At 37.8% G+C, this 22,517-nt stretch carries 16 protein-coding genes; 11 read left to right on the top strand and 5 right to left on the bottom strand.

Going from position 1 to position 22,517, the window contains the following annotated elements; all coding sequences use genetic code 11:
- Nucleotides 1–449 precede the first annotated feature (449 nt).
- A complete protein-coding gene (rluF, locus tag Q4493_RS17510; RefSeq protein ID WP_303455483.1) occupies nucleotides 450–1,331 on the top strand; it encodes a 23S rRNA pseudouridine(2604) synthase RluF in 882 nt (293 codons plus the stop codon).
- A gap of 56 nt (nucleotides 1,332–1,387) precedes the next feature.
- Here the strand turns inward: rluF and Q4493_RS17505 are convergent, their stop codons facing one another.
- The 4 genes from Q4493_RS17505 to uvrA all read right to left on the bottom strand — a co-directional run bounded on the left by Q4493_RS17505 (nucleotide 1,388) and on the right by uvrA (nucleotide 8,172).
- The gene (locus Q4493_RS17505) at nucleotides 1,388–3,271 is read right to left on the bottom strand and encodes an SUMF1/EgtB/PvdO family nonheme iron enzyme (protein ID WP_303455478.1); all 1,884 of its coding nucleotides are present in this window, start codon (nucleotides 3,269–3,271) and stop codon (nucleotides 1,388–1,390) included.
- Between the two features lie 294 nt (nucleotides 3,272–3,565).
- Nucleotides 3,566–4,456: a spermidine synthase gene (locus tag Q4493_RS17500; protein WP_303455475.1), complete on the bottom strand. Its 891-nt coding sequence runs from the start codon at nucleotides 4,454–4,456 to the stop codon at nucleotides 3,566–3,568.
- Nucleotides 4,449–5,027: a fused MFS/spermidine synthase gene (locus Q4493_RS17495; protein ID WP_303455487.1), complete on the bottom strand. Its 579-nt coding sequence runs from the start codon at nucleotides 5,025–5,027 to the stop codon at nucleotides 4,449–4,451. Before Q4493_RS17495 ends, Q4493_RS17500 begins: the two co-directional genes overlap by 8 nt.
- 316 nt (nucleotides 5,028–5,343) lie before the next feature.
- Nucleotides 5,344–8,172, bottom strand: coding sequence for an excinuclease ABC subunit UvrA (gene uvrA / locus Q4493_RS17490; protein WP_303455473.1), 2,829 nt, complete (start codon nucleotides 8,170–8,172; stop codon nucleotides 5,344–5,346).
- A gap of 146 nt (nucleotides 8,173–8,318) precedes the next feature.
- On the opposite strand from uvrA, the gene Q4493_RS17485 reads away from it, so the two are divergent.
- Nucleotides 8,319–9,695, top strand: a complete 1,377-nt coding sequence (locus tag Q4493_RS17485; RefSeq protein ID WP_303455471.1) for an MFS transporter — start codon at nucleotides 8,319–8,321, stop codon at nucleotides 9,693–9,695.
- Between the two features lie 71 nt (nucleotides 9,696–9,766).
- Here Q4493_RS17485 and Q4493_RS17480 read toward each other — a convergent pair whose 3' ends face one another.
- Nucleotides 9,767–10,255, bottom strand: a complete 489-nt coding sequence (locus Q4493_RS17480) for a hypothetical protein (RefSeq protein ID WP_303455469.1) — start codon at nucleotides 10,253–10,255, stop codon at nucleotides 9,767–9,769.
- Between the two features lie 196 nt (nucleotides 10,256–10,451).
- Between Q4493_RS17480 and Q4493_RS17475 the strand changes: the two genes are divergently transcribed.
- The 9 genes from Q4493_RS17475 to Q4493_RS17435 all read left to right on the top strand — a co-directional run bounded on the left by Q4493_RS17475 (nucleotide 10,452) and on the right by Q4493_RS17435 (nucleotide 22,269).
- Complete coding sequence (locus Q4493_RS17475; protein WP_303455466.1) at nucleotides 10,452–12,482, top strand: NADPH-dependent 2,4-dienoyl-CoA reductase; 2,031 nt, start codon at nucleotides 10,452–10,454, stop codon at nucleotides 12,480–12,482.
- Between the two features lie 108 nt (nucleotides 12,483–12,590).
- Entirely contained in the window at nucleotides 12,591–13,904 is a 1,314-nt protein-coding gene (pssA, locus tag Q4493_RS17470) for a CDP-diacylglycerol--serine O-phosphatidyltransferase (protein ID WP_303455464.1), read from the top strand.
- Nucleotides 13,905–14,011: 107 nt separating this feature from the next.
- Nucleotides 14,012–14,422: a thioesterase family protein gene (locus Q4493_RS17465; RefSeq protein WP_303455462.1), complete on the top strand. Its 411-nt coding sequence runs from the start codon at nucleotides 14,012–14,014 to the stop codon at nucleotides 14,420–14,422.
- Nucleotides 14,423–14,507: 85 nt separating this feature from the next.
- Entirely contained in the window at nucleotides 14,508–15,479 is a 972-nt protein-coding gene (locus tag Q4493_RS17460; RefSeq protein WP_303455461.1) for a Gfo/Idh/MocA family protein, read from the top strand.
- A gap of 316 nt (nucleotides 15,480–15,795) precedes the next feature.
- Nucleotides 15,796–16,452 (top strand): single-stranded DNA-binding protein, encoded by a 657-nt coding sequence (ssb, locus tag Q4493_RS17455; protein WP_303455459.1) that lies wholly within the window; start codon nucleotides 15,796–15,798, stop codon nucleotides 16,450–16,452.
- A 149-nt stretch (nucleotides 16,453–16,601) separates the two neighbouring features.
- Nucleotides 16,602–17,945: a site-specific integrase gene (locus Q4493_RS17450; protein WP_303455457.1), complete on the top strand. Its 1,344-nt coding sequence runs from the start codon at nucleotides 16,602–16,604 to the stop codon at nucleotides 17,943–17,945.
- Complete coding sequence (locus tag Q4493_RS17445) at nucleotides 17,935–19,533, top strand: site-specific integrase (RefSeq protein WP_303455455.1); 1,599 nt, start codon at nucleotides 17,935–17,937, stop codon at nucleotides 19,531–19,533. Before Q4493_RS17450 ends, Q4493_RS17445 begins: the two co-directional genes overlap by 11 nt.
- Nucleotides 19,526–21,772 (top strand): hypothetical protein, encoded by a 2,247-nt coding sequence (locus tag Q4493_RS17440; protein WP_303455453.1) that lies wholly within the window; start codon nucleotides 19,526–19,528, stop codon nucleotides 21,770–21,772. Before Q4493_RS17445 ends, Q4493_RS17440 begins: the two co-directional genes overlap by 8 nt.
- Nucleotides 21,772–22,269: a hypothetical protein gene (locus tag Q4493_RS17435; RefSeq protein ID WP_303455451.1), complete on the top strand. Its 498-nt coding sequence runs from the start codon at nucleotides 21,772–21,774 to the stop codon at nucleotides 22,267–22,269. Before Q4493_RS17440 ends, Q4493_RS17435 begins: the two co-directional genes overlap by 1 nt.
- The last annotated feature ends 248 nt before the right edge of the window (nucleotides 22,270–22,517 follow it).

The following is a 22,517-nucleotide window of genomic DNA, read 5'->3' as shown; positions in this document are numbered from 1 at the left end:
CCATGGCAGCTCGACATTAGTGCATCCATGCACGTCAAAAGCCCGTTACGAAAGTGACGGGCTTTTTGCTTTTCTGGATTTAACTTATTGTAAGGTCTTACTGAACTTTCAATTCTGCCCTTGCTAGGAGAGTAATGCTTTTTCTATACAGCACTTCTTAAATCAAAGATTTTATTAATAAAACGTGTTAGCACTAGATGGTAAACGCGCGTAGCTGTTTTTCACTTTTTGTTGAAGAGCCTTTGCATATCCAGATGCTCCTGGCATTAGTACAACCTATACGTCATTGCTAGGCTTATAATTAGAGGAATAGTTATCATAAGGACTAGATTTTTTATACGTGGCATAAAATTTTAGCCTTAAAAGGTCAAGACGAGATTTTATCAATACATGAATAAATATATCAGTTAAAATATAGTTATGAATTAAATGGTCATCATGGATTATTTGTGACAGATACAAGTAAGCGGTTAAATAAATTTATTAGTGAATCGGGTTATTGCTCAAGAAGAGGAGCCGATAAGTTAATCGAGGAAGGCCGAGTAAAAATCAATGGCTCAATTCCTGAGCTTGGTACAAAAGTGTGTCCTGGTGATATTGTCTCTGTGGATGGTAAAAAAATAGGGGCAATGCCGGCTAATAAATCAGATCGCGTATATATTGCTTATAACAAACCTATCGGAATTACTTGTACGACAGAAAAGCATGTAAGAGGCAATATTATTGATGCTATAGGTCACAAGGAACGTATTTTTCCCATAGGACGTTTAGATAAGCCTTCTGAAGGGTTAATCTTTTTAACGAGCGATGGTGATATCGTTAACAAAATTTTAAGGGCTGAAAATGCCCACGATAAAGAATATATCGTTACCGTAGATAAACCTATCAGTGAACGTTTTATTGAGCGTATGTCGCGTGGAGTTCCTATTTTAGGCACCATCACTAAACCTTGTATTGTAAAACCTCAAAGTAAATTTGTTTTTAGGATAATTTTAACACAAGGATTAAACCGTCAAATTAGACGCATGTGTGAATATCTAGATTATGATGTTAAGAAATTAAAACGCTCTCGTATCATGTCGGTAGAACTTGGGAAATTAAAACCAGGGCAATGGCGAGATTTAACAGAACAAGAAATGGCTGATATTAATAGCGCTGTGGCCACATCAACTAAAACAGCAGCAAAAGTAGAAAACACTGAAAATGGTAAACAAGTCACTGAGCTTTCAAAAGATAGAAGTAAGACTTTAAATGGAAAAGTTATCTACCATAATAAAAACGCAAAAAAAACAAATGCTAAAACTCGGTTGAGTTTAAAGGCTAAAAAATAAATTAGGATGAAAAAAAAGAGCTATTAAGCTCTTTTATTTTTAGTGATTAATTCATCTTAGTTTTCTCTTAACGCACGAAAACCTAAATAGTTAGATCTGAAGCCAGGAGATAATTCTAATCTTACCGAGGCTCTAGCTAATTTAGGTGCAAAATTCCATGCACCACCGCGCGCCACAACTTTTTCACCGTTTGTTAGTTCCCAAACGTTACCAACAATATCGTACAGACCTAATTTATTAGCACGGAATGATTTAACAGGAGACGTACTTCGGTTTGACCATTTACTACCACAATAGGCACAATTCGCTTTACCATTACCAATATCATTACCCCACCAATAGTTATCTACACTACCAGCACGAGCAACATATTCCCATTCCATTTCATTAGGTAAACGGTATTTGCGTTCTGTTTGTTTTGATAACCAGTTCAAATATACAGCACTGTCTTTATCACTGACACAAACAACAGGATGTTCATCAGTTTGTTTAAAGCCTGGGTTACGCCAATTTAATACGCTATTGTATTCAGGTTGACCATTCACAAACGCAGCACAACCATTTTCACTTTCGGCTTCTGTAACATAATTTGTTTCTTTAACAAAATGCTTAAAATCACCTACCGTTATTTGGTTTTGACCAATAGCAAACGATTTTAAAATTTGCTCACCTCTTGCTGGTTTTTCGTTACTTAAACCCGCACCTTTCATATCACCCATTTGAAAACGACCGGCAGGAACACCAATAAGCTCTGGTCCTAATTCATCGCCAGGAAGAATATCTTGTATTTTTTCGCCGTTTGCAAAATTTATTGAAGCTTTAACAAGTTCTGCTTTGATGGTTGAGTTTTTGTTTAAACGTACTTGCTCTCGATGGTCTAAATAACCAGGTTTGGTGATAGTAACCTCATGATTTCCTGCTGAAAGCATTACTGAAAGCTTTGTTGAACCGTAACTTACACCGTCAATAAAAACTTCATCATCATATTGATCAGAACGAACCGTTAATTCATAAAGTACAGAGTCATCGTTAAGTGAAAGAGAATTACCGGCATCGATATTAACAGCTGCTGTAGCCGGGTGCTCTTGATCGTATGTACAATAACGTGTGGATAAATTTAATAATTTACAAGCTTCGGCATTAGGTAAAAAACCTTCTAATTCCACCGTTACTGTGGTGCTGTAATTGCCTTGTCCACTAAATTCACCCGTAATAACTTTATGATTAAGTAATCTCACTTGGGCTGCAGAGTCATCTTTATTTTGATTAATTAATTCAGATTCAGTCGCGCGGGCAAATAAGTTATCAACAAAAGCTTTTGATGCTTTTTGTTTAGCTAAACGATTACTGCGCGTGATACATTGCTTTAACGTTTCTTGGGCGTCACAGGTTACTACTTGGCTTGCGTTTAATTCGCCTTGATGATCAAATTCTTTTTGTAAACGTTTAACACGTGCGATTCTTATTTCTTCAATTAGCGCTTCTCTTGCGTTTGCTAAAGTAAAACGGTCAAGGTTCGCTTGAGCCAATTTCTTTTTTAACTCAGCAAGTAAAGTGACGCTAGTTTTGATGTCATCTTTATTTTGTTTTTGATTTTGAATGGCTTGACGATAAGCATTTTGCGCTTGCACTATGTCTTGGTCAGGATTATCTACTAAAGCTTCATATTGCTCATTCATGTTTAGTAATGCTTGGTCACGAGCCGTTTGGAGTTCATCACCCTGACTTCGCAACAAGCCTAACTTATCAGTTTCATTACCAACCTGAGTATTTAATAAACTTAATGAAGTAATAAAGGATTCATATTCAGCTTCTTTGCTACTTAATTGAACTTCTAAGCTTTCAACTGATTTATCTTGGAGTGGAGCCAATTCATAAGCAAAAGATTGAGCACCAATAGAAAGACAACTAACCGTAATTGCGAGTAAAGCCAAGCGCATGTTTATTATTCCCGAACAATTTAGAATTCTAATCAATGTGCACCGTTAAATATATTTAGTGAACACAGAGTAACTTCAATTTAATAATTGATATAGTTTTGATAATCTCAATCATATTTCGTCAACGGGTAAATCGCAAGTGATAAAAAAAGAAACCTTTGATTTGTTAAAGACTTGTCAATAAAACAGGCTTAATTACCTTGGTAATCCTTAAAAAACAATTTAACGGTGATTAAATTACCGTTAAATCATTTATTTGTACTTATGTTTGAAATAACCATTTCAATAATTTGACTATTGGTTAAGTAAATTTGCAGGAGAATATTGATCGGTTAAAATTTTAGTATCATCTGACCAATCTTGTTCTTCTTTCGTTGACGTCATGTTGCTAGATATTTGAGCGATATCTACACCAAATGGTGATAAATCTTTAGCCAATCTTTTAACTCTTTCGATAATCACTTCCCCAGAAGGTAAAGCGGCATTAGACGTTAAAATAATTCTATTACTATTTTTTCGATTTCTGACATTAAAAAAATCACCAAACACGGCTTCATAGGTAGCAGATTCGTGAGCATATAAATCACTGATTGAAAATGTGTTAGCAGACAACACCCCATTTTCAGAAAGTAACGCTTTGGTTTCTTGTAGAAATTCTTTGGTCAATAAATGTTCAGGGATATAATCACCATTAAAAGCATCTAAAATGATCCAATCATATTTCTGCTTTTTCATAGCAGCACGCTTCACGTAAATACGACCATCTTGTACTTTACTGGTGATATTATCATTTTCGAAAAAACTGAAATATTGACGCGCGACTTTGATCACGGCGGGATCTATTTCAACATTTTCAATAATAGCGTTTGGATATAATTGATGTAGGGTGTTAGACATAGTGCCACCGCCTAAACCAACAATTAATATTTTTTCAGGTGGGTTTTCCAATAATAATAAGCTAGAAAATAATAACTTAGTGTAATTGAAAACTAACTTGTTTGGGTCGTCTTTATATAAGCAGCTTTGATTAGTTTTACTCGTTTTTACATTAAACTTTAAACAGCGTAAATTGTAATTATCTTCAACAATAATATTACGATAAAGCGAACGCTCTTTATGAATAACGTTAGCGAATGAAATACTTGATGTAGTAAATAATAAGCAGATCAATAATAGTTTATTCATGTATAGCCTCTGCTGTTTCGTTGATGCTGTTCTTTGAAAATTTGTCAAAAGTAATTGCTACTAGGCCAAATAGAATGAGTGCTAAACTGAAAGTTAAAATTATAGAATTCACTTCAAAAAATAAAACGAAATAGAAAGACGTAATAATAGTTCCTAGCGCACTTCCTAGAGTAGAAACGAAATATAAGACGCCTGCCACTTGGCCACTACGCTCTTTATCGGTAACGAGTAAACGCACTGAATAAGGGGAAATCATCCCTAAAATGATTGTCGGGATAAAAAACAATGCCATCGATGCAGCTAACGAGCCATAACGGCTGTCTTCGATATTAATGAATATGGACTCCATAATGGGCCCTGACCATAACACTATAGGTAGAACCGTTACTCCCGCGAAAAGAAAAATACAACCATATCGGGTCAACGAAGCATTCTTAGTTGAAAGTTTTCCGCCAATTAAATAGCCAAAAGAGAGGCTAAGCATAAATACCGTAATGATACTGCCCCAGATATGCACGCTACTGCCAAAAAATGGCGCTAGAATACGACCACCTAAGAGCTCAATGCCCATAATGCTAAAGCCACTAGAAAAAGCGAGAAGGTAGATTAAAGCGTTTTGTAAGTTATTATTTTTCAAGTTGTTCACGCAAAAGCTCAAAAGTTAACGAGACAAATATATTAACCTTAAGCAGTGATAACTAGCTAGTGATTGTTTTAAGCAATTGTTGTTTTTTGGTCATAAAATTTTTGAAAAAGCGAAGAGTTATTACTGGCCGTTATATTCGATAAAGCTGTAAGTTGCCGCGATATAAAAAAACGGACAGTAAATTGTCCGTTTTTAATCATGACACTAATCATTAATTCAGCACTTGGAGTACCAGTAAACGTTAATTCTCTAACATTGGTTTTAAGAATCTCGCGGTATGTGAGGTTTTATGCTGTGCGATTTGTTCAGGCGTACCGGTTGCTAATATTTCACCGCCGCCAGAACCACCTTCTGGGCCTAAGTCTACAATCCAATCTGCGGTTTTTATCACATCTAAATTATGCTCAATCACCACGATAGTATTACCATGATCTCGTAAGCGATGAATCACTTGTAAAAGTTGCTTAATATCATGGAAATGCAAACCTGTGGTGGGTTCATCTAGAATGTAGAGGGTTTTCCCTGTATCGCGTTTTGATAGCTCTTTAGAAAGCTTAACCCGTTGTGCTTCACCGCCCGATAATGTTGTGGCTGATTGTCCGAGCTTAATATAGCTTAACCCCACATCCATCAAGGTTTGTAATTTACGTTTTACGGCAGGAATAGCAGAGAAAAACTCTAATCCATCTTCAATGGTCATATCGAGCACCTCGTGAATATTCTTGCCTTTATATTTTACTTCTAGCGTTTCTCGGTTATAACGCTGACTTTTACACACGTCACAAGGTACGTAAACATCGGGTAGAAAATGCATTTCTACCTTAATTAACCCGTCGCCTTGACACGCTTCACATCGTCCACCTTTTACATTAAAACTAAAACGACCCGGTTTATAACCACGAGAACGTGCTTCTTGAGTGCCGGCAAAAATATCACGAATATTAGTAAAGATCCCCGTATAAGTAGCCGGATTTGAACGAGGTGTTCTTCCTATTGGGCTTTGATCAATATCGATAACTTTATCGAGTAACGCTAACCCTTCGATTGATTTATGCGGAGCAGGCTCTTGAGTAGTTGCGCCATTTAATTCAATGTGAGCAAGCTTGTATAACGTATCGTTGATTAACGTTGATTTTCCTGAGCCAGAAACACCGGTTATACAGGTCATTAAACCATTTGGAATCGTCAGGTCAACATTTTGCAAATTGTTGCCACTTGCCCCTAAAAGTTTCACGACATTGTTTTTATCAAATGGCGTTCTTATTTTCGGGATATCGATGCCTTCTCTTCCTGAAAGATACTTACCTGTCAGTGAGTGCTCACATTTTAATATGTCATCTACTTTACCTTGAGCGATAATTTCACCGCCATGCACGCCGGCACCAGGACCAATATCTATCACATAATCAGCAGCACGAATGGCATCTTCGTCATGCTCTACCACAATAACGGTATTACCGAGATCACGTAGATGGATTAAGGTTTTGAGTAAACGTTCGTTATCTCGTTGATGTAAACCAATCGAAGGTTCATCGAGTACATACATGACACCGACTAAACCTGCGCCAATTTGACTGGCTAAACGAATACGCTGGGCTTCACCGCCCGATAAAGTACCTGCGGCGCGTGACATGTTTAGGTAATTTAATCCAACATTGACTAAAAAGCCTAAGCGATCACAAATTTCCTTAAGGATTTTTTCTGCAATTTGGGCTTTTTGGCCAGTTAAATTTAAGCCTTCAAAAAAAGCTAACGCATCCGCAATAGCAAGTTCGGCAACAACCGGTAAAGGGGTGTCGTTAATAAACACGTTTCGTGCTTCAAGACGCAAACGGCTACCATCACAGTCCGGACAATGTTGACTATTTAAGTACTTTGACAGCTCATCTCGAACAGCATTTGATTCTGTTTCTTTAAAGCGTCTGTCCATATTATTTAAAATACCTTCAAACGGATGCTTGCGAATAACAATATCGCCACGGTCGTTCATGTATTTAAATTCTATTTCTTGCTTGCCGCTACCTCGTAAAATTAAATCTTGATGCTTTTCATCTAGCTGATTAAAAGGTTGATCTACCTTAAAATCATAATGATCAGCGAGTGCTTGTAACATTTGAAAATAGTAAAAGTTACGCTTATCCCAGCCGCGAATTGCACCACCGGATAAACTTAACTCAGGGTTAGCAATGACTCGTGCTGGGTCAAAAAACTGTTGGTTTCCTAGTCCATCACAGGTTTGACAAGCACCCGCAGGATTATTAAAAGAAAATAAACGCGGCTCTAATTCTTGCATGCTGTAACCACAGTGTGGGCAGGCAAAATTTGCTGAAAATAATAATTCTTCTCGCTCAGGTTCATCCATAAACGCTACTTTGGCTGAGCCGGCCGTTAGGCTTAATGCTGTTTCGAATGATTCAGAAAGGCGTAATTGAATATCTTCACGTACTTTTAATCGATCAACAACAACTTCAATGGTGTGTTTTTTATGAAGATCTAACGTTGGTGGATCAGATAAATCACAAACATCACCATCAATACGAGCGCGAATATAGCCCTGTGCAGCAAGGTTATCGAGTAATTTAACATGCTCACCTTTACGATTTAATACCACAGGCGCTAATACCATCACTTTGGTACCTTCTTCGAGCGCTAAAACTTTATCTACCATTTGTGAAACAGTTTGCGCGGCCAACGGTTGATGATGAGTAGGACAGCGAGGCTCGCCAACACGCGCGTATAAAAGTCGTAAATAATCGTATATTTCGGTAATGGTTCCAACCGTAGAGCGTGGGTTATGAGAGGTAGACTTTTGCTCAATAGAAATAGCAGGAGACAAGCCTTCAATGTGATCAACGTCTGGCTTTTCCATTAACGATAAAAATTGACGAGCATAAGCGGAAAGCGACTCAACATATCTACGCTGACCTTCTGCATATAATGTATCAAATGCCAAAGATGACTTTCCAGAGCCTGAGAGGCCGGTGATAACAATTAATTTGTCTCGAGGAATATCTAAACTAATGTTCTTTAGGTTATGGGTTCTTGCACCCCTAACTTCGATCTGTTTCATAATTTATCCACTTAAAATCGCAGCCGCATATTATCGCACAATTTCTCGACGATTTTCATCTATTAATCTCTGTTTTTGTTCAATCAATTGTCGTGCTAAACTAGCGCGGATTTATTTTGATAGTTAAAGGTTTATGAACACCCGCCATGAGCAATTCAGCATTAAATAGCATTGAGAAAAAAGCTGCGTTTTCACTCGCCACTGTTTTTGGTTTGAGGATGTTAGGTTTGTTTATGATCTTGCCGATATTTGCTATTTATGGTCAAGAATTAGCGGGCTATAGTCCCATTTGGATCGGTTTAGCGATTGGTGCTTATGGTTTAACTCAGGCGTTATTGCAAATTCCTATGGGCATCTTATCTGATAAGTATGGCCGAAAGCCTATAATCTTAGCCGGTTTACTCATCTTCTTATTAGGCAGTGTTGTGGCGGCAATGTCTGAAACTATTTACGGTGTTGTGGCAGGTCGAGCGTTGCAAGGTATGGGGGCAATTGCTTCGGCCGTTTTAGCTTTAGCTGCCGATTTAAGCAGAGAAGAACAGCGCCCGAAAGTGATGGCAACAATTGGCATGTTCATTGGCTTATCATTTACATTAGCGATGATTCTAGGTCCTGTGGTTGCACAAGCATTTGGTTTAAGTGGTTTGTTCTGGTTTACCGCGGCATTGACTATTGGCGCTATGCTGATGATTCAATTTATGGTGCCATTTTCTGTCAATAAAGCGCCAAAAGGTGACAATGTTGCCTTACCTAATCAAATTGGTAAGCTGATCCGCGATCCACAATTATTTCGTCTAAACATTGGGGTTTTTACCTTACATATGGCACTAACCGCTTGCTTTGTTACTTTGCCAAAACAGTTTGTGGCAGCTGGATTAGCGTTAGAAAATCACTGGCAATTATATTTACCGACCTTATTGGGGTCTTTCTTTTTAATGGTGCCTTTTATGATTTTGGCAATTAAAAAACAAAAAGAAAAACAAATGTTTTCGTCTGCGGTGTTACTTTTTTCATTAGCCTTAATGTCATTTTGGTTTATTGAAAGTTCATTAACCACATTAATTATTTTAGTGATGTTATTTTTCACTGCTTTTAATTATTTAGAAGCAACCATGCCTTCGTTGTTATCGCGCATTGCTCCTGCAGGTGTTAAAGGTAGTGTGATGGGAATATATTCAAGCAGTCAATTTATGGGAGCTTTTACTGGCGGTGTACTTGGTGGGGCAATAGCGAGCCAATTTGGCGAACAAATAATTTTTCTGGTGATGTCTTGCTTAGGCTTACTATGGTTTATTGCCGCGACGGGGATGAAGCCACTTCAAAAGTCTAAAAGTTATAGCTTTAAAACGTCGATAGAAAATGAAGAGCAAGCCGATATTATTGCCGAAAAACTAATAAATTTACCGGGAGTGATAGAAGCCACGTTGGTGCACAGTGAAGCGGTGGCTTATGTAAAGCTTGACGATAAAGTGGTTGATTTTCAAGAAATTAAAACATTACTCAATCAAGCTAGTACAAGGTAAAGTTTTATCACCACAAAACAAAGCAAGCTAAATAGATAATCTTTATTTAACTTATACTTAACTAAATTGAGTTATGCTAAGTAAACGATTTCATCAATGAATGTCTCATTGCCTAACTTGATTGACACTTCGTCAGTAGTTCCTTGATTAATAAGTGATTGTCCCATTGGAGATTCCGGGGTGATCACCGTAAATTTCTTTCCTTTAATTTCACAACGATAACCTGCAGCGGCTGGAGCAATAAAGAAGTATTGCTGCATGGGTTGATCTTGAGCAAGTTGCACAATAGAACCCAGCTTAATAACTGCGTGTGGCTCAGAAATTTGGCTCGTTATTTCAGCGAGCTGCTCAAAAGATTTTATTGCTTGTTTCAGCGATTCGGCTCGTCGAGACTGCCCCTCCGCTAAATAACCTGCTTCTATTGCTAAAGTATCGTATTGCGTTTCAGCAATGGATTGATCGTCAATTGCCGCCAAATGAGCATTATTTGCCGCTGTCAATGAGGTTTGAAGCTCGGCATTTAAATAGCGAATAATATTGTTAATAAGGGTTAATTTCATAGCCAATAAAGTAAGATTTTTTCTCAGTGTAACATGTTAAGAATTATGGCGTTTATCAGAAAAACTCTCAATCTATCTGACAGGTGTCAAAATAAAGCTTGAGTTTTATTCTTCGAAAGACTAATTTATAACAAACAGACTTGCGTCAATGTATAAAACTAATGTTTATTTTACGACCATAATTAAGAAGCCAAATATGACAACAACATCATCTTTTCCTCATTTACTTGAACCATTAGATTTAGGTTTTACTTCATTAGCAAATCGTAGCTTAATGGGCTCAATGCACACAGGTTTAGAAGAAGAAAAGGGCGGCTTTAAAAAACTGGCCGCTTTTTATGAAGCGCGTGCAAAAGGTGGGGTGGGCTTAATTGTCACAGGTGGGATCAGCCCGAATGCTCGGGGAAGATTATCCCCTTTTGGCTGCCAATTAAGTTATTTTTGGCAAGTAGGAAAACATAAACAAGTGACGGCAGCGGTACACAAATACCCAACAAAAATATGTTTACAATTACTACATGCTGGCCGTTATTCTTATCACCCTTTTAGCTTATCATCGAGTAAAGTTAAATCCCCTATCAACCCTTTTACGCCTAGCGAGATGTCAGTCAGGCAAATAAAAAGCACCATCAAGGATTTTGCCCATTCAGCCAGTTTAGCGGCAAAAGCAAACTATGATGGCGTTGAAATTATGGGGTCTGAAGGCTATTTAATTAACCAATTTAGTTGTGTCCGGGTCAATAAACGCACCGATGAATGGGGCGGCTCTATTGAAAACAGAATGCGACTTGCGTGTGAAATCGTTAAAGCGGTAAGAGCAAAGGTGGGTGAGAAATTTATTATTATTTTCAGACTTTCCATGCTTGATTTAGTTGAAGGAGGTAATAGTTGGCAAGATGTGGTCACTATGGCAAAAGCCATTGAAGCCGCAGGAGCTACTATCATCAATACGGGCATTGGATGGCATGAAGCTAGAGTACCAACCATCGTTACTTCGGTACCTAGAGCCGCTTTCACTTGGATCACCGAACGAATGAAAAAGGAAGTATCTATTCCTTTGGTGACAACGAACAGAATCAATACTCCTGAAGTCGCCGAACAAGTGCTAGCAGAAGGCCATGCTGATATGGTTTCAATGGCAAGACCTTTTCTTGCGGATGAAAACTTTATTCAAAAGGCGAGTGAAAACAAAAGTGAAGAAATTAATACCTGTATTGGATGTAACCAAGCTTGTTTAGATCATGTGTTTAAACAAAAAAGAGCATCTTGTTTAGTGAACCCTCAAGCGTGTTATGAAACCGAATTGGTCATTGAAAATTCACCTAAAAGTAAAAAGCTAGCCGTAGTGGGGGCAGGGCCAGCGGGTATGGCGTTTAGCGTTTATGCGGCGAAAAAAGGTCATCAAGTGACGCTTTTTGATAAATCAGACGCATTAGGTGGGCAATTTAATGTTGCTAAGCAAATACCCGGTAAAGAAGAGTTTTATGAAACGATTCGGTATTTTGATGTACAACTGAAAAAACATAATGTTACTGTTGAATTTAATGCAGAGAAAAGTGCGCAATCATTAATTGAAGCAGGCTTTGATGAGGTGGTTTTAGCTACCGGAATTTCCCCAAGAAAACTTGATATTCCAGGTTTTGAACACCCAAAAGTGAAGACTTACTTACAGGTTCTAAAAGATAAAGTCGCTGTTGGAGAAAATGTCGCCATTATTGGCGCAGGTGGCATTGGTTTCGATGTTGCCTGTTATTTAGCGGAAGGAAAATCATTAACCACAGATAAAGATGCGTGGTTAAAGAGTTGGGGAGTTGATAAAAGCTTTAGCGAAAATGGCGCTTTACTTTCGCAACCTGAACATGAAAAGTCACAGAAAAATATTTATCTTTTACAACGTAAAACGACAAAAGTAGGGGCTGGTTTAGGTAAAACTTCTGGCTGGGTACACCGTGCAACTTTGCAAAAACATGGTGTCAAAATGATGGCTGGCGTTAGTTATAAAGCCATTGATGACCAAGGGCTGCATATTGAAGTTGATGGTGAAACGCAGGTGTTACCGGTTGATGACGTCATTATTTGTGCGGGTCAAGAGCCTGAACGTTCGCTTTATCAAAGTTTATTAGACGCTAAGGTTACGACCCATTTGATTGGCGGGGCAAATGTTGCCGCAGAATTAGACGCGAAAAGAGCAATTCGCCAAGCGGCAGAGTTAGCGATGGAAATTTAATATTTACTGATACTTTGTGATTCAACCCGATCATTTATCAAATCAGCTTGAACAGTTCACCTTAAAAAAATAAACTCGTTGGGTTGAGTTAATTAAGAATGAATTTAAATGAAATTACCGTCTATTGGTATTGGACAACAAGATGTCGATGTCTTGTTGTCGCCAACTGCTTATAAAGAAAGTTTATTAGAATATATCCAGCAAGCCAAAACACGTATTTATATTACGGCCCTTTATTTACAAGATGATGAAGCTGGCCGAGAAATACTTACCGCCTTGTACCGCGCTAAAATGCAAACACCGGCGTTAGATATTTGCATTTTTGTTGATGCTCACCGTGCTCAACGTGGATTAATTGGCCAAAAAGAGCAGTTAGGCAATAGCGCTTTGTACGCTGAATTTGCGCAAAAACATCAAGAAAAAATTAATTTTTACGGTATCGCGGTAAAACCGAAAGAGTTACTGGGCGTGTTACACCTTAAAGGGATTATTATAGACGATACCTTACTTTATAGCGGTGCTAGCATTAACAATGTTTATTTACATCAATTCAATCATTACAGATTAGACCGTTATTACATGATTCGCTCAACAGCATTAGCTGATTGTTTTTGCCAATATTTAGTCACTAATTTTATCGAATCAGATGTAGCTATTGATTTAACTGATAAGATCTCGCTAACGAAAAAACAGCAGAAAACTCAAAGTAAAAGAACTAGAGCAATTGTTAAACGTGCTAGTTATCAGTTTTCTGAAGTCAATGAAGCAAGTGATATACAGATTACTCCGTTTGTTGGTTGTGGCACTCGACGAAATAAGCTTAATCATCAAACTTGCCAATTAATTAAACAAAGCAATGAAACTATTATATTAATTACCCCCTATTTTAATTTGCCAAGAGCTGTGATAAAGCAGTTAACACTTGCTTTGAAACGCGGCGTAAAAGTTACTGTGATTGTGGGTGATAAAACCGCTAGCGACTTTTATATTGCTGATCTAGAGAAATTCAGTTTAATCGGCATCATTCCTTATATTTACGAACAAATTTTACGAAAATTTCTCAAACGCTGGCAAAAATTTGTTGATTCAGGGCAGTTAGTTTTTAAGTTATGGCAAGATGAAGGGAACAGCTATCATTTAAAAGGTTTGGTGGTTGATGAAACTCATCATTTATTAACTGGCAGTAATCTAAACCCTAGAGCTTGGGCTTTAGATCTTGAAAATGGCTTATTATTGCATGACCCCAAACAACAATTACTGGCCGGATTTCAACAAGAGCTCGCTATTATTTATCAGCATACTCGTGACATTTCCAGTTATCTGCAAATTGATTCGCAACGAGATTACCCGCTAAAACCGCGCAAAATCTTAGCACGTTTGTCGATGTCTAAAGTTGATCGTTTACTGAAGCGATTTTTATAGGGCGTTATTTCATGCAAGGATGAAACCTGCTATAGGTATTTATCTCAACAACAGAATTCACTGCATCTCAATGGATTTGTAGAAACGAAAAAAGCGAGCATATTTTAATGTCAAACAATTACTTTTTAGATAAATTTAACCCTAGGTTTAGCGATACGGATGCGTTAGGTCATATCAACAATACTATGGTGCCTGTGTGGTTTGAAGGCGCTAGAGATGAAGTTTTTAAATGGTTTACTCCAACGTTAAATTTATCTGAATGGCGACTTATTTTAGCAAAAATTGATGTTAGTTTTCATGGTCAAATGTATTACGGCAAAGCCATGGAAGTGCGAACTTATATCGGCAGAATAGGCTCTTCTTCTTTTGATGTTTATCAAGAGCTTTGGCAAGACGAGGGACTTAAATCGTCAGGCACAGCGGTGATGGTACATTTTGATTATCAACAACAAAAAGCACTAAAAATCCCTGAAGAAATTACCGATAAAATGAAAATTTATTTAAAACCTAGTTCGTAATTGGCAAATTGCAGGGGGTTTTGAATATTAACAAGACAAATAGGTTAATGATTACATAGCAGTGAAAAATACAAAGGAACAAATAGTGAGTAAAAAATTACGTTGGGGAATTGTTAGCACAGGCCGAATCGCACAAGAGTTTTGCCAAGATATGCGCTTTGTTGAGAATGGCGAACTAGCCGCAGTGGCTGCAAGAAAACTTGAAGATGCGAAAGCATTTGCTAACAAACATGGTATTGAAAAAGCCTATCAAGGTTATCAATCGTTATTTGATGATGCTGGTATCGATGTTATTTATGTTGCTACCCCTCATAATTTTCATTTTCAAAATGCTCGAGACGCTTTAATGGCCGGAAAATCGGTATTATGTGAAAAACCAATCACTATTAGTAGCGAAGAATGCCAGCAGTTGTCTGAATTAGCACAATCAAAAGGCCTGTTTTTAATGGAGGCTATGTGGACATATTTTTTGCCCGCAATTAAAAAAGCTAAGCAATGGTTTGACGAAGGACGAATTGGCACCCTTAAACATATTAAAGCTGACTTTGGATATTTAATGCCTTTTGATAGCGAGTCTAGACTATATAATGCAGATCTTGCCGGCGGATGCTTGCTAGATATGGGCATTTATCCAATTGCATTATCAAAGTATTTTAACGATTATCCACTTGAAAACTTAATGGTGAAATCGCATATTGCTTCAACGGGCGTTGAAGATGATATCGTAATATTAGCTGACTCTGGCGATATCAAACTAACCCTCGCAAGCTCTTTTACTTGTAAATTGCCAAACATCGCTTACATTATTGGCGACGCAGGATATATTGCTATTCCTAACTTTTGGCATGCTAATCAATGTTCCTTATTTGTGAAAGATGAGCAAATCGATCACTTTGATGATCACAGAAGTAGTTTAGGGTTTAATTATGAAGCGCAAGCGGTTGGAGAAGCTATACAACAACAGCAACTTGAGCATCCCTTAATGCCACATAAAACTAGTTTCGAATTGCAACAACAAATGGAAGCAATATTCGCGACTTTTAAATCGTTTGATTGATCATGAACATTTCTAGCATCGTGTTGCCGGTGCTTTTAATCTGAGTTATTGAAAAGTTAAGGATAATTATCCCATGCTTACTTTGTAAACCGATAGGCTAGTTTTTTAATAAATTAGCTGTGAACTTCGCAATAAAAATAACAGAATTAAACGTGCAAAACTTTGGATTAACGAGTATATTACCGACATAAAATACTCTACTCAAATATCACTTTTGTACAGTACTACTTTGTAAAAAGTAGGGTTAGTTTTAGGTAGAGTTTTACTTTCGTTTAATAGATATAACCTTTGAAGAACAAAGGCTGGAGAGGAATTAATGGCAAGCCGTGGCGTAAATAAAGTAATCATTGTTGGAAATTTAGGGCAAGATCCTGAAGTGCGTTTTATGCCAAATGGCAGTGCTGTTGCAAACTTTACTGTTGCAACCTCTGAAACCTGGAAAGATAAACAAACCGGTGAGCAAAAAGAAAAAACTGAATGGCACCGTATCGTTATTTATCAACGCTTAGCCGAAATTGCTGGCGAGTACTTGAAAAAAGGCTCTAAGGTTTATTTAGAAGGTCGCTTACAAACGCGTAAGTGGCAAAACCAGCAAGGCGCAGATCAATACACAACTGAAATTGTTGCCAATGAAATGCAAATGCTTGACTCTCGTGGTCAAGGTGGTGGACAGCAAGTAGGCGGTTTCTCTGGTCAAAATGCACCACAGCAATCAGGTGGCTTTGCCGCTCAAGGTCAACAGCAAGGCGGTTATGCTAACCAAGCTCAACCTAAAGCGCCGCAGCAACCGGTTTATAAAGCTCCACAACAACAAGGTTATCAACAGCAAGCTCCACAACAGCAAGGTGGTGGCTATGCACAACAAGGGCAACCACAAGGTGGTTTTAATCAAGGCCAACAAAATCAACAGCCTGCACCTAAGGTAAACCCTCAAGAACCAACTATTGATTTTGATGATGATATTCCGTTCTAATTCAAGACAAATTTTTAAATGTTGAAAAATGATGTAAAAGTCCGCTATTTAGCGGCTTTTTTAGTTTTATTAGAAAATTAATGTTGAAAAGTTAAAAATATCTACTATATTACTTTATAACAAAACAAAATGTTTAATAGTGGGTGTTTATGAAAGTAACAGTTAAAAAATTTAAAAGTGGAGAGCGCTATGTGTTTTTATTAGAAGAAGATGGCGTTCCTGATTTTTGGGTCACTCACTTTGTTACGCAAAAACTGCGAATGACTAAAGCGGCAACATCAATTGAGCAATACCTAAAAGATATTAAACATTTGAAACGTTGGGAGAAGATCAACGATAGAGATCTGCTTGACGAGATATACAACGGCAAAGTGCCCAATCGTGATGATATTAATAAACTTAAAGAGCACTGCTCATATCAGGCCAAAGCTGTTAATGATGCTCCAGTAAATAACGTTGTCGATATGGGACAGTTTCACTTATCAAAAACACAAGATAAACCCACCATCAGCAAATCTCAATATATATCCCGTATAGCTCACATAGCAGAATTCCTGCATTTTATTGGAAAAGAGCGAGTCAAACATAAACCAACAGCAGCCGAACTTTTTGATGAGTTAGATGAAATGAAAACTCGACTCAAGAGCGGTAAGCCAAAGGGAAAATCGAAAAAAGTTTCTTTGGATAAATCAGGGATTGCAGATGATGTATTTGAAGATTTTGTTGAGGTGGCAAAGCCTGATTCAAATTACAACCCGTTTAAAAATCCTGTTGTTAAGTTTAGAAACTATCTAATTGTACAAGTGTTGTATGAGACTGGATTTCGATGTGCAGAGTTATTAGCGCTTCGGATCAGCGATATAGGAACGGAGACTGATAATCCAACATTGTCAGTTGTTAGAAGACATGACAGTAAAGATGATCCTCGTTTAAAAGAGCCTACGGCTAAGACGCTTGGCAGAGCTGTTTCTATCACAAAAGAGCTAAGAGACTTGTTGAATACGTATATCAAGGTTCATCGTGCTGATACAAAAGTAGCGAAAACACATCCATTCATATTCGTTTCACACAAAGATAAAGAGGGACATTATCAATCTGGGCAACCGATCATTCAGCAAACAATTAACGATATATTTAATAGCATAAAAGCGGTGAACCTAGAGCGTTTCTGGGCTATTACGCCTCACTCTTATCGACATTATTTCAATGATCAATTGTCAGACACCATTGATGAGGAGAGAGAAGCAGTTAAACAAGAGGTTAAACGATTAGAACAGGCTGGTTTGCATGAAGAGGCGAAACAATACGCCAATGAAAATACGATTACAGACCAAAGAGAACTTGAACTTCGAGCAGAATTAAATGGACATTCATCCCTCAAATCAGGTGAGATTTATCTTAAACGAACTGCAAGAAAACAGGCTCAAAAGATACGTAAAAAGATGCAAGCGAAAATGAAGCACAAAGTAGAAGGAGATCATCATGGTAGCTAAAGCTAACAAATTGCATGGTGCCAAAAGATCAAAAGTCAAATCGGATAAGCGATACAGCAAAGCTAATTATGAGTTTGATATTTATGATGATATTTGGCAACTAGACTCCAATATAAAGCTAAACCTAGGGTTACTTTCACCATTAAGTTTGTCTCCTAAGTTTGAACACAACTTTCGAAACGCGTTAGCTGATTATGCAACTGAATTTTCATCTTCATATACGTCTAATATTTTTAACTATGCTAAAAACCTTTTTGCAACAGGTGTTAGAGAAAAAATAGGTGAAGCTCATATACTCAATTACAAAGCGACTCTAACTAAAAGTACAGAGTACAAACTTGGTTATATTAGGGCGTTTATTCTGGACTGGCGCGATAAAGAAATTCAGGGAGTTGACAAAAAGGTTGTTGAATTACTCACATCTTTAAAGTTGTCAGGAAATGAAAAGGGAAAGGCTGTAGCAATTGGTTGTCCTTATAGCGGTGCTTACACATTTGAAGAGCAAACTGCTTTCATCAGTTGGTATGTGGACGCATTCACGGAAAAACAGATTTCAATAACGGACTATGCGTTTATCATGGGCTTGCAGCAAACTGGTGCTAGACCAGTCCAGCTTACATATCTTTACTATGAAGATTTGGTAACGAGAATTGAGGAAGGAATCGAACATTTTGATTTACAACTTCCGAATGCCAAAAAGCGTCATGAAGGTATTCGAGAGTCGTTTCAATCCAAAAAGGATGTGGGTGAAGATTTAATGCTGGTGCTAACGGCACAAGCAAATCATTCAATTAAAGTTGTTGAAAATCATTTCGCTACCGAGCTTTTTGAGGAGCAGAAAAAGTTCATGCCTATTTTTATTGATGAACGTGAGGTTTCTAAACTCACGAATTTTAATGAATTTATATCAAAGCATGAGCAAACCCCCGATCTTTTTTGTATGAAGAAAAACGGGGAAGCAAAATACATTCTGAAAAGAATAGCGAAGCTTTGCCCTTTAAAAACAACACGGATTAAGTTAGATGACGGGTTTGGTGATTTGCATATCAACCCCAGACGATTCCGATATACCCATGCGACTAATATGGCAATGCTAGGTGCAAGCGATTATGCCATAGCCGAAGAATTAGGCCAGTCCGATACCCAGCAAGTCAAAGTATATACAGAGTTCAACGAAGAAATGGCTGACAGACTTGATGAAGCACTTGCTTCTGATTTAACGCCATTAGCGCAAGCATTTTCGGGTACTTTGATTGACAGTGAAAAAGATGCAATTCGAGCCAATGATCCTCGTAGCCGAATTAATAACAACGATGGCAACCCTGTTGGAAGTTGCGGAAAATTTGGTTTTTGTGCAAATGGTACAATTCATTGTTATACCTGCAATAAATTTCAACCGTGGCTAAACGCTCCTCATACAGAAGTCCTGAAAAGTGTTATTTCTGAACGTGATCGCAAGCGTAAGATGGGGGCAAGTGAGTTTGTTTTACAAGGCCATAATCGAAGCATTGATGCGATCAAAGTTGTTATTCACAAGTGTAATGCTAGAAAGCAAGAGCTTGAAAAAGAAGGAGCTTTAAATGTCTGATGTATTGGTATTTACACCGAAGCATAAACTAGATTTCCAGAAAAATTATTCCGAGTTCATAGCATTTGCAAAAAACGATTTAACGCTTTTTGATGATCATGAGTTTGATGCTCCTCTCGGAACTCAGAAAGGATGGGAATGCGATAAATGGTCTTGGAAAACAGCAAGAGAAAAGAAATTAACCATCGTATTTGGAAACAGTTTAAACCATTCCAAATATATACCGTTCAAACAGCCATTCGCTGACTTTGCCAAAGCCTATGTGCGATACCAACAGTCGCTGAACCATAAAGATTCGACAGCGTGGGCTTCATCTTTAGTGTGGATCTACAATGCGCTAGAAGAAAACGCGGCTCAAAATGACAGATCTGATGTTAATATTATGCACCTCAATAACACAGTTATTAATCGTGTTGAGGAACAGATTAAGAACAGTAAATTAGGTGCTGGAGGAAAGCGCAATATTGGTCTGTCATTTGAAAGAGTATTGAAGTTCATAAGGGACAAGCGATTCAAGCTAGATCTACAAGATTGGTCAAATCCTTTCCCTCGTCCATCCGATTCCAGAATCAAACTTGATGAAGAGAGTCGTAAAGAAGAAGTGGAAAAATGCCCTTCTGACTATCAAATGCTTCAAGTGGCGGATGCCTTTCATAAAGCTAAAACACCTCGTCAAAAGTACTTCTCCAGTCTATGTGTAATGTTGATGTGCCAGCCGAGTAGAAATACAGAACTTAATGGTTTAACAACAAACTCATTACAAACAAGTGAAAAAGGACGTTTATATCTAACGTGGCATCCTGCAAAAGGAGGAGATCCCGTCAAAAAATGGGTGCCTAAATTACTTGAGGATGTCGTCCAACAAGCATTTGACAGACTCATTGATATTTCAGCACCCGCTAGAACTGCTGCGAAATTTGCTTATGAAAACCCCAATGTCTTTATGGTACATGAACACTGCATTACACCTACTGATTTTCCACAAGATAAACCATTAACATATAATCAATTTGCAAAAGCAGTAGGGTTCAAAGTAGGCAAAGATGCTAAAGACTATGATTACAATTGGGGTCATTACGGCTCTACTAAATGGCTCAACAATTTAATAAGCGGTTTGAACGGAGTGTTAGATTGGAAAAAGGAATTACTGAAAGGTAAAACGCTACTTTCTAATAATGAAGTTGTTACTCGAAAAAGTAAAAATCCAACTGGAATCAATATCATTTTTCCTAGTTATAGTGACCTCCGAAAAACTATAGAAGAACAATATAAAACAAAAGATTTTCCCAACTATGGTGATGTGAAGCTTTGGGATTGCATAACGTTAGTTCGAGAAAATGAGTTTCACAAAGAGTTTGATGTTAAGCCTTTTTCTTGGCTAATGACCGGGCACGGTTCAGTAAGTGATGCAATAGGTTCAGATCGCCCTTCAGGAGAAGAGACAATCGAATCAATCTTTGATGAATTGGCAATCACAGACGAAGATGGTACTCGATTACAGTTAAATACTCACCAACCTAGGCATTGGTTAAACACCAAGTTGAAACTGGCTGGTGAAGAAGATTGGTTGATTGCCAAGTGGTCGGGTCGCGCTGATATTGAACAAAACAAAGCTTACGATGGAAGAACTCAAGAGCAAAAATCACGGTTAACCAAGCGTATAGGTCATGTGGCAAATGGTGAAGGTGTTATGACGGTTGCTCAAGCCAATCAGTTTTTATCGCCATACACATCAGAGTCGCCACCTCCGGCAATCGTGTTGCATGATTTAGGCTTACCAGTCTCTCTTAAATCTCTCGGAATTAATCGCTCAGGTGTCGCTCAGTTCACAGGGTTAGGTTATTGCGTTCACAATTATGCAGAAAGTCCGTGCGTTAAAAATGGCGATTGTGCGGTCTGTAGCGACCATGAATGCCTTAAGGGACTGCCTAACACCCTAGAGGAGCTTAAAAACCTTGAGAAGCTTTATAAAGAGCAGCTAGAGGATGCAATCGTTAAAGCAGGAGATAAAGTTTTCGGTGCTGATCGCTGGGTAACTGCATTAGGCTTTAGGTTATCAAAGATTAAAACCATAATTGCTATGATGGAGGATCCAAACAGACCTGATGGTACACCTATCAGGATTCCTGACGAATTAGACCCCTCCCCTGTCAAACGATCACTTAATATTGACGAGCAAAATGTTATTCCAATTTTCGATCTCACTGCCTTGGCATTATCTGATATGGAGGAGTCATAATGGCTTTTGTAATTGACAATAAAGAAACGATTCTAGCCATCATTGATGGTTGGAGCGGTAAGCTTACATATGATCTTCTTTCAGAAAGGCTTCAATCAGAATTGGGCTTAAAACGTCCCCCATCAAGGCATACTTACACAAAGCATGATGAAATAAAACATGCATTTGACTTAAAGAAAGAAGAGCTAAGATCTCAAAAATCTGCTGCTATCGAAGATGCCAAGTCGCTATTTGATAGTTCCGATAAATTAAGCCATCTCTTGGAAAAATTAGACAATGATGATGCAACCATCGCTGAACTTATAAAGCGAGTCGAAAAACTCGAAAATGAAAATGAAAGATTAAATTCGGAAAACAACAGGCTAACTAAGCAACGTGAAGCTCTACTAGAAAGGTTTGCTCGGTGGCAACACAATCTACAAAAAATGGATGGGGTAGATTTGAATAAACTTGCAGTCACTATTGATACTGGATTACCAGCTAAAAATAGGGATTAACAACAATATTTGAATCTATTACTCGCCAGACAATCAAAGTAGAAAAAGAGATTTTTCTACTTTGATTACCGATTTGCGATATAGGATAATTTGAAATGCTCTCGGTACATCAAATAAAAAATTATCCAAAATTATGTATGGTTAGAACTGCTAACTTGTACTTATTCAATTACTAGTAACGGTAAAAGTAGTTTCATGCCCACCATTTGTACTTCTATAGCCAAGGTTATCTCTGAATGCTGTCGAGC

This window comes from Colwellia sp. 1_MG-2023, assembly GCF_030546755.1.
In the GTDB taxonomy this organism is placed as follows: domain Bacteria; phylum Pseudomonadota; class Gammaproteobacteria; order Enterobacterales; family Alteromonadaceae; genus Thalassotalea_H.
This window is presented reverse-complemented; position numbering and strand designations above follow the sequence as displayed.

Coding starts and splice junctions, on each gene's coding strand:
- uvrA (WP_303455473.1), bottom strand. CDS start 8,172: ATGAAACAGATCGAAGTTAGGGGTGCAAGAACCCATAACCTAAAGAAC.
- Q4493_RS17495 (WP_303455487.1), bottom strand. CDS start 5,027: ATGGGCATTGAGCTCTTAGGTGGTCGTATTCTAGCGCCATTTTTTGGC.
- Q4493_RS17445 (WP_303455455.1), top strand. CDS start 17,935: ATGGTAGCTAAAGCTAACAAATTGCATGGTGCCAAAAGATCAAAAGTC.
- Q4493_RS17450 (WP_303455457.1), top strand. CDS start 16,602: ATGAAAGTAACAGTTAAAAAATTTAAAAGTGGAGAGCGCTATGTGTTT.
- Q4493_RS17500 (WP_303455475.1), bottom strand. CDS start 4,456: ATGAATAAACTATTATTGATCTGCTTATTATTTACTACATCAAGTATT.
- Q4493_RS17475 (WP_303455466.1), top strand. CDS start 10,452: ATGACAACAACATCATCTTTTCCTCATTTACTTGAACCATTAGATTTA.
- Q4493_RS17485 (WP_303455471.1), top strand. CDS start 8,319: ATGAGCAATTCAGCATTAAATAGCATTGAGAAAAAAGCTGCGTTTTCA.
- Q4493_RS17505 (WP_303455478.1), bottom strand. CDS start 3,271: ATGCGCTTGGCTTTACTCGCAATTACGGTTAGTTGTCTTTCTATTGGT.
- Q4493_RS17480 (WP_303455469.1), bottom strand. CDS start 10,255: ATGAAATTAACCCTTATTAACAATATTATTCGCTATTTAAATGCCGAG.
- Q4493_RS17465 (WP_303455462.1), top strand. CDS start 14,012: ATGTCAAACAATTACTTTTTAGATAAATTTAACCCTAGGTTTAGCGAT.
- Q4493_RS17440 (WP_303455453.1), top strand. CDS start 19,526: ATGTCTGATGTATTGGTATTTACACCGAAGCATAAACTAGATTTCCAG.
- pssA (WP_303455464.1), top strand. CDS start 12,591: ATGAAATTACCGTCTATTGGTATTGGACAACAAGATGTCGATGTCTTG.
- ssb (WP_303455459.1), top strand. CDS start 15,796: ATGGCAAGCCGTGGCGTAAATAAAGTAATCATTGTTGGAAATTTAGGG.
- Q4493_RS17435 (WP_303455451.1), top strand. CDS start 21,772: ATGGCTTTTGTAATTGACAATAAAGAAACGATTCTAGCCATCATTGAT.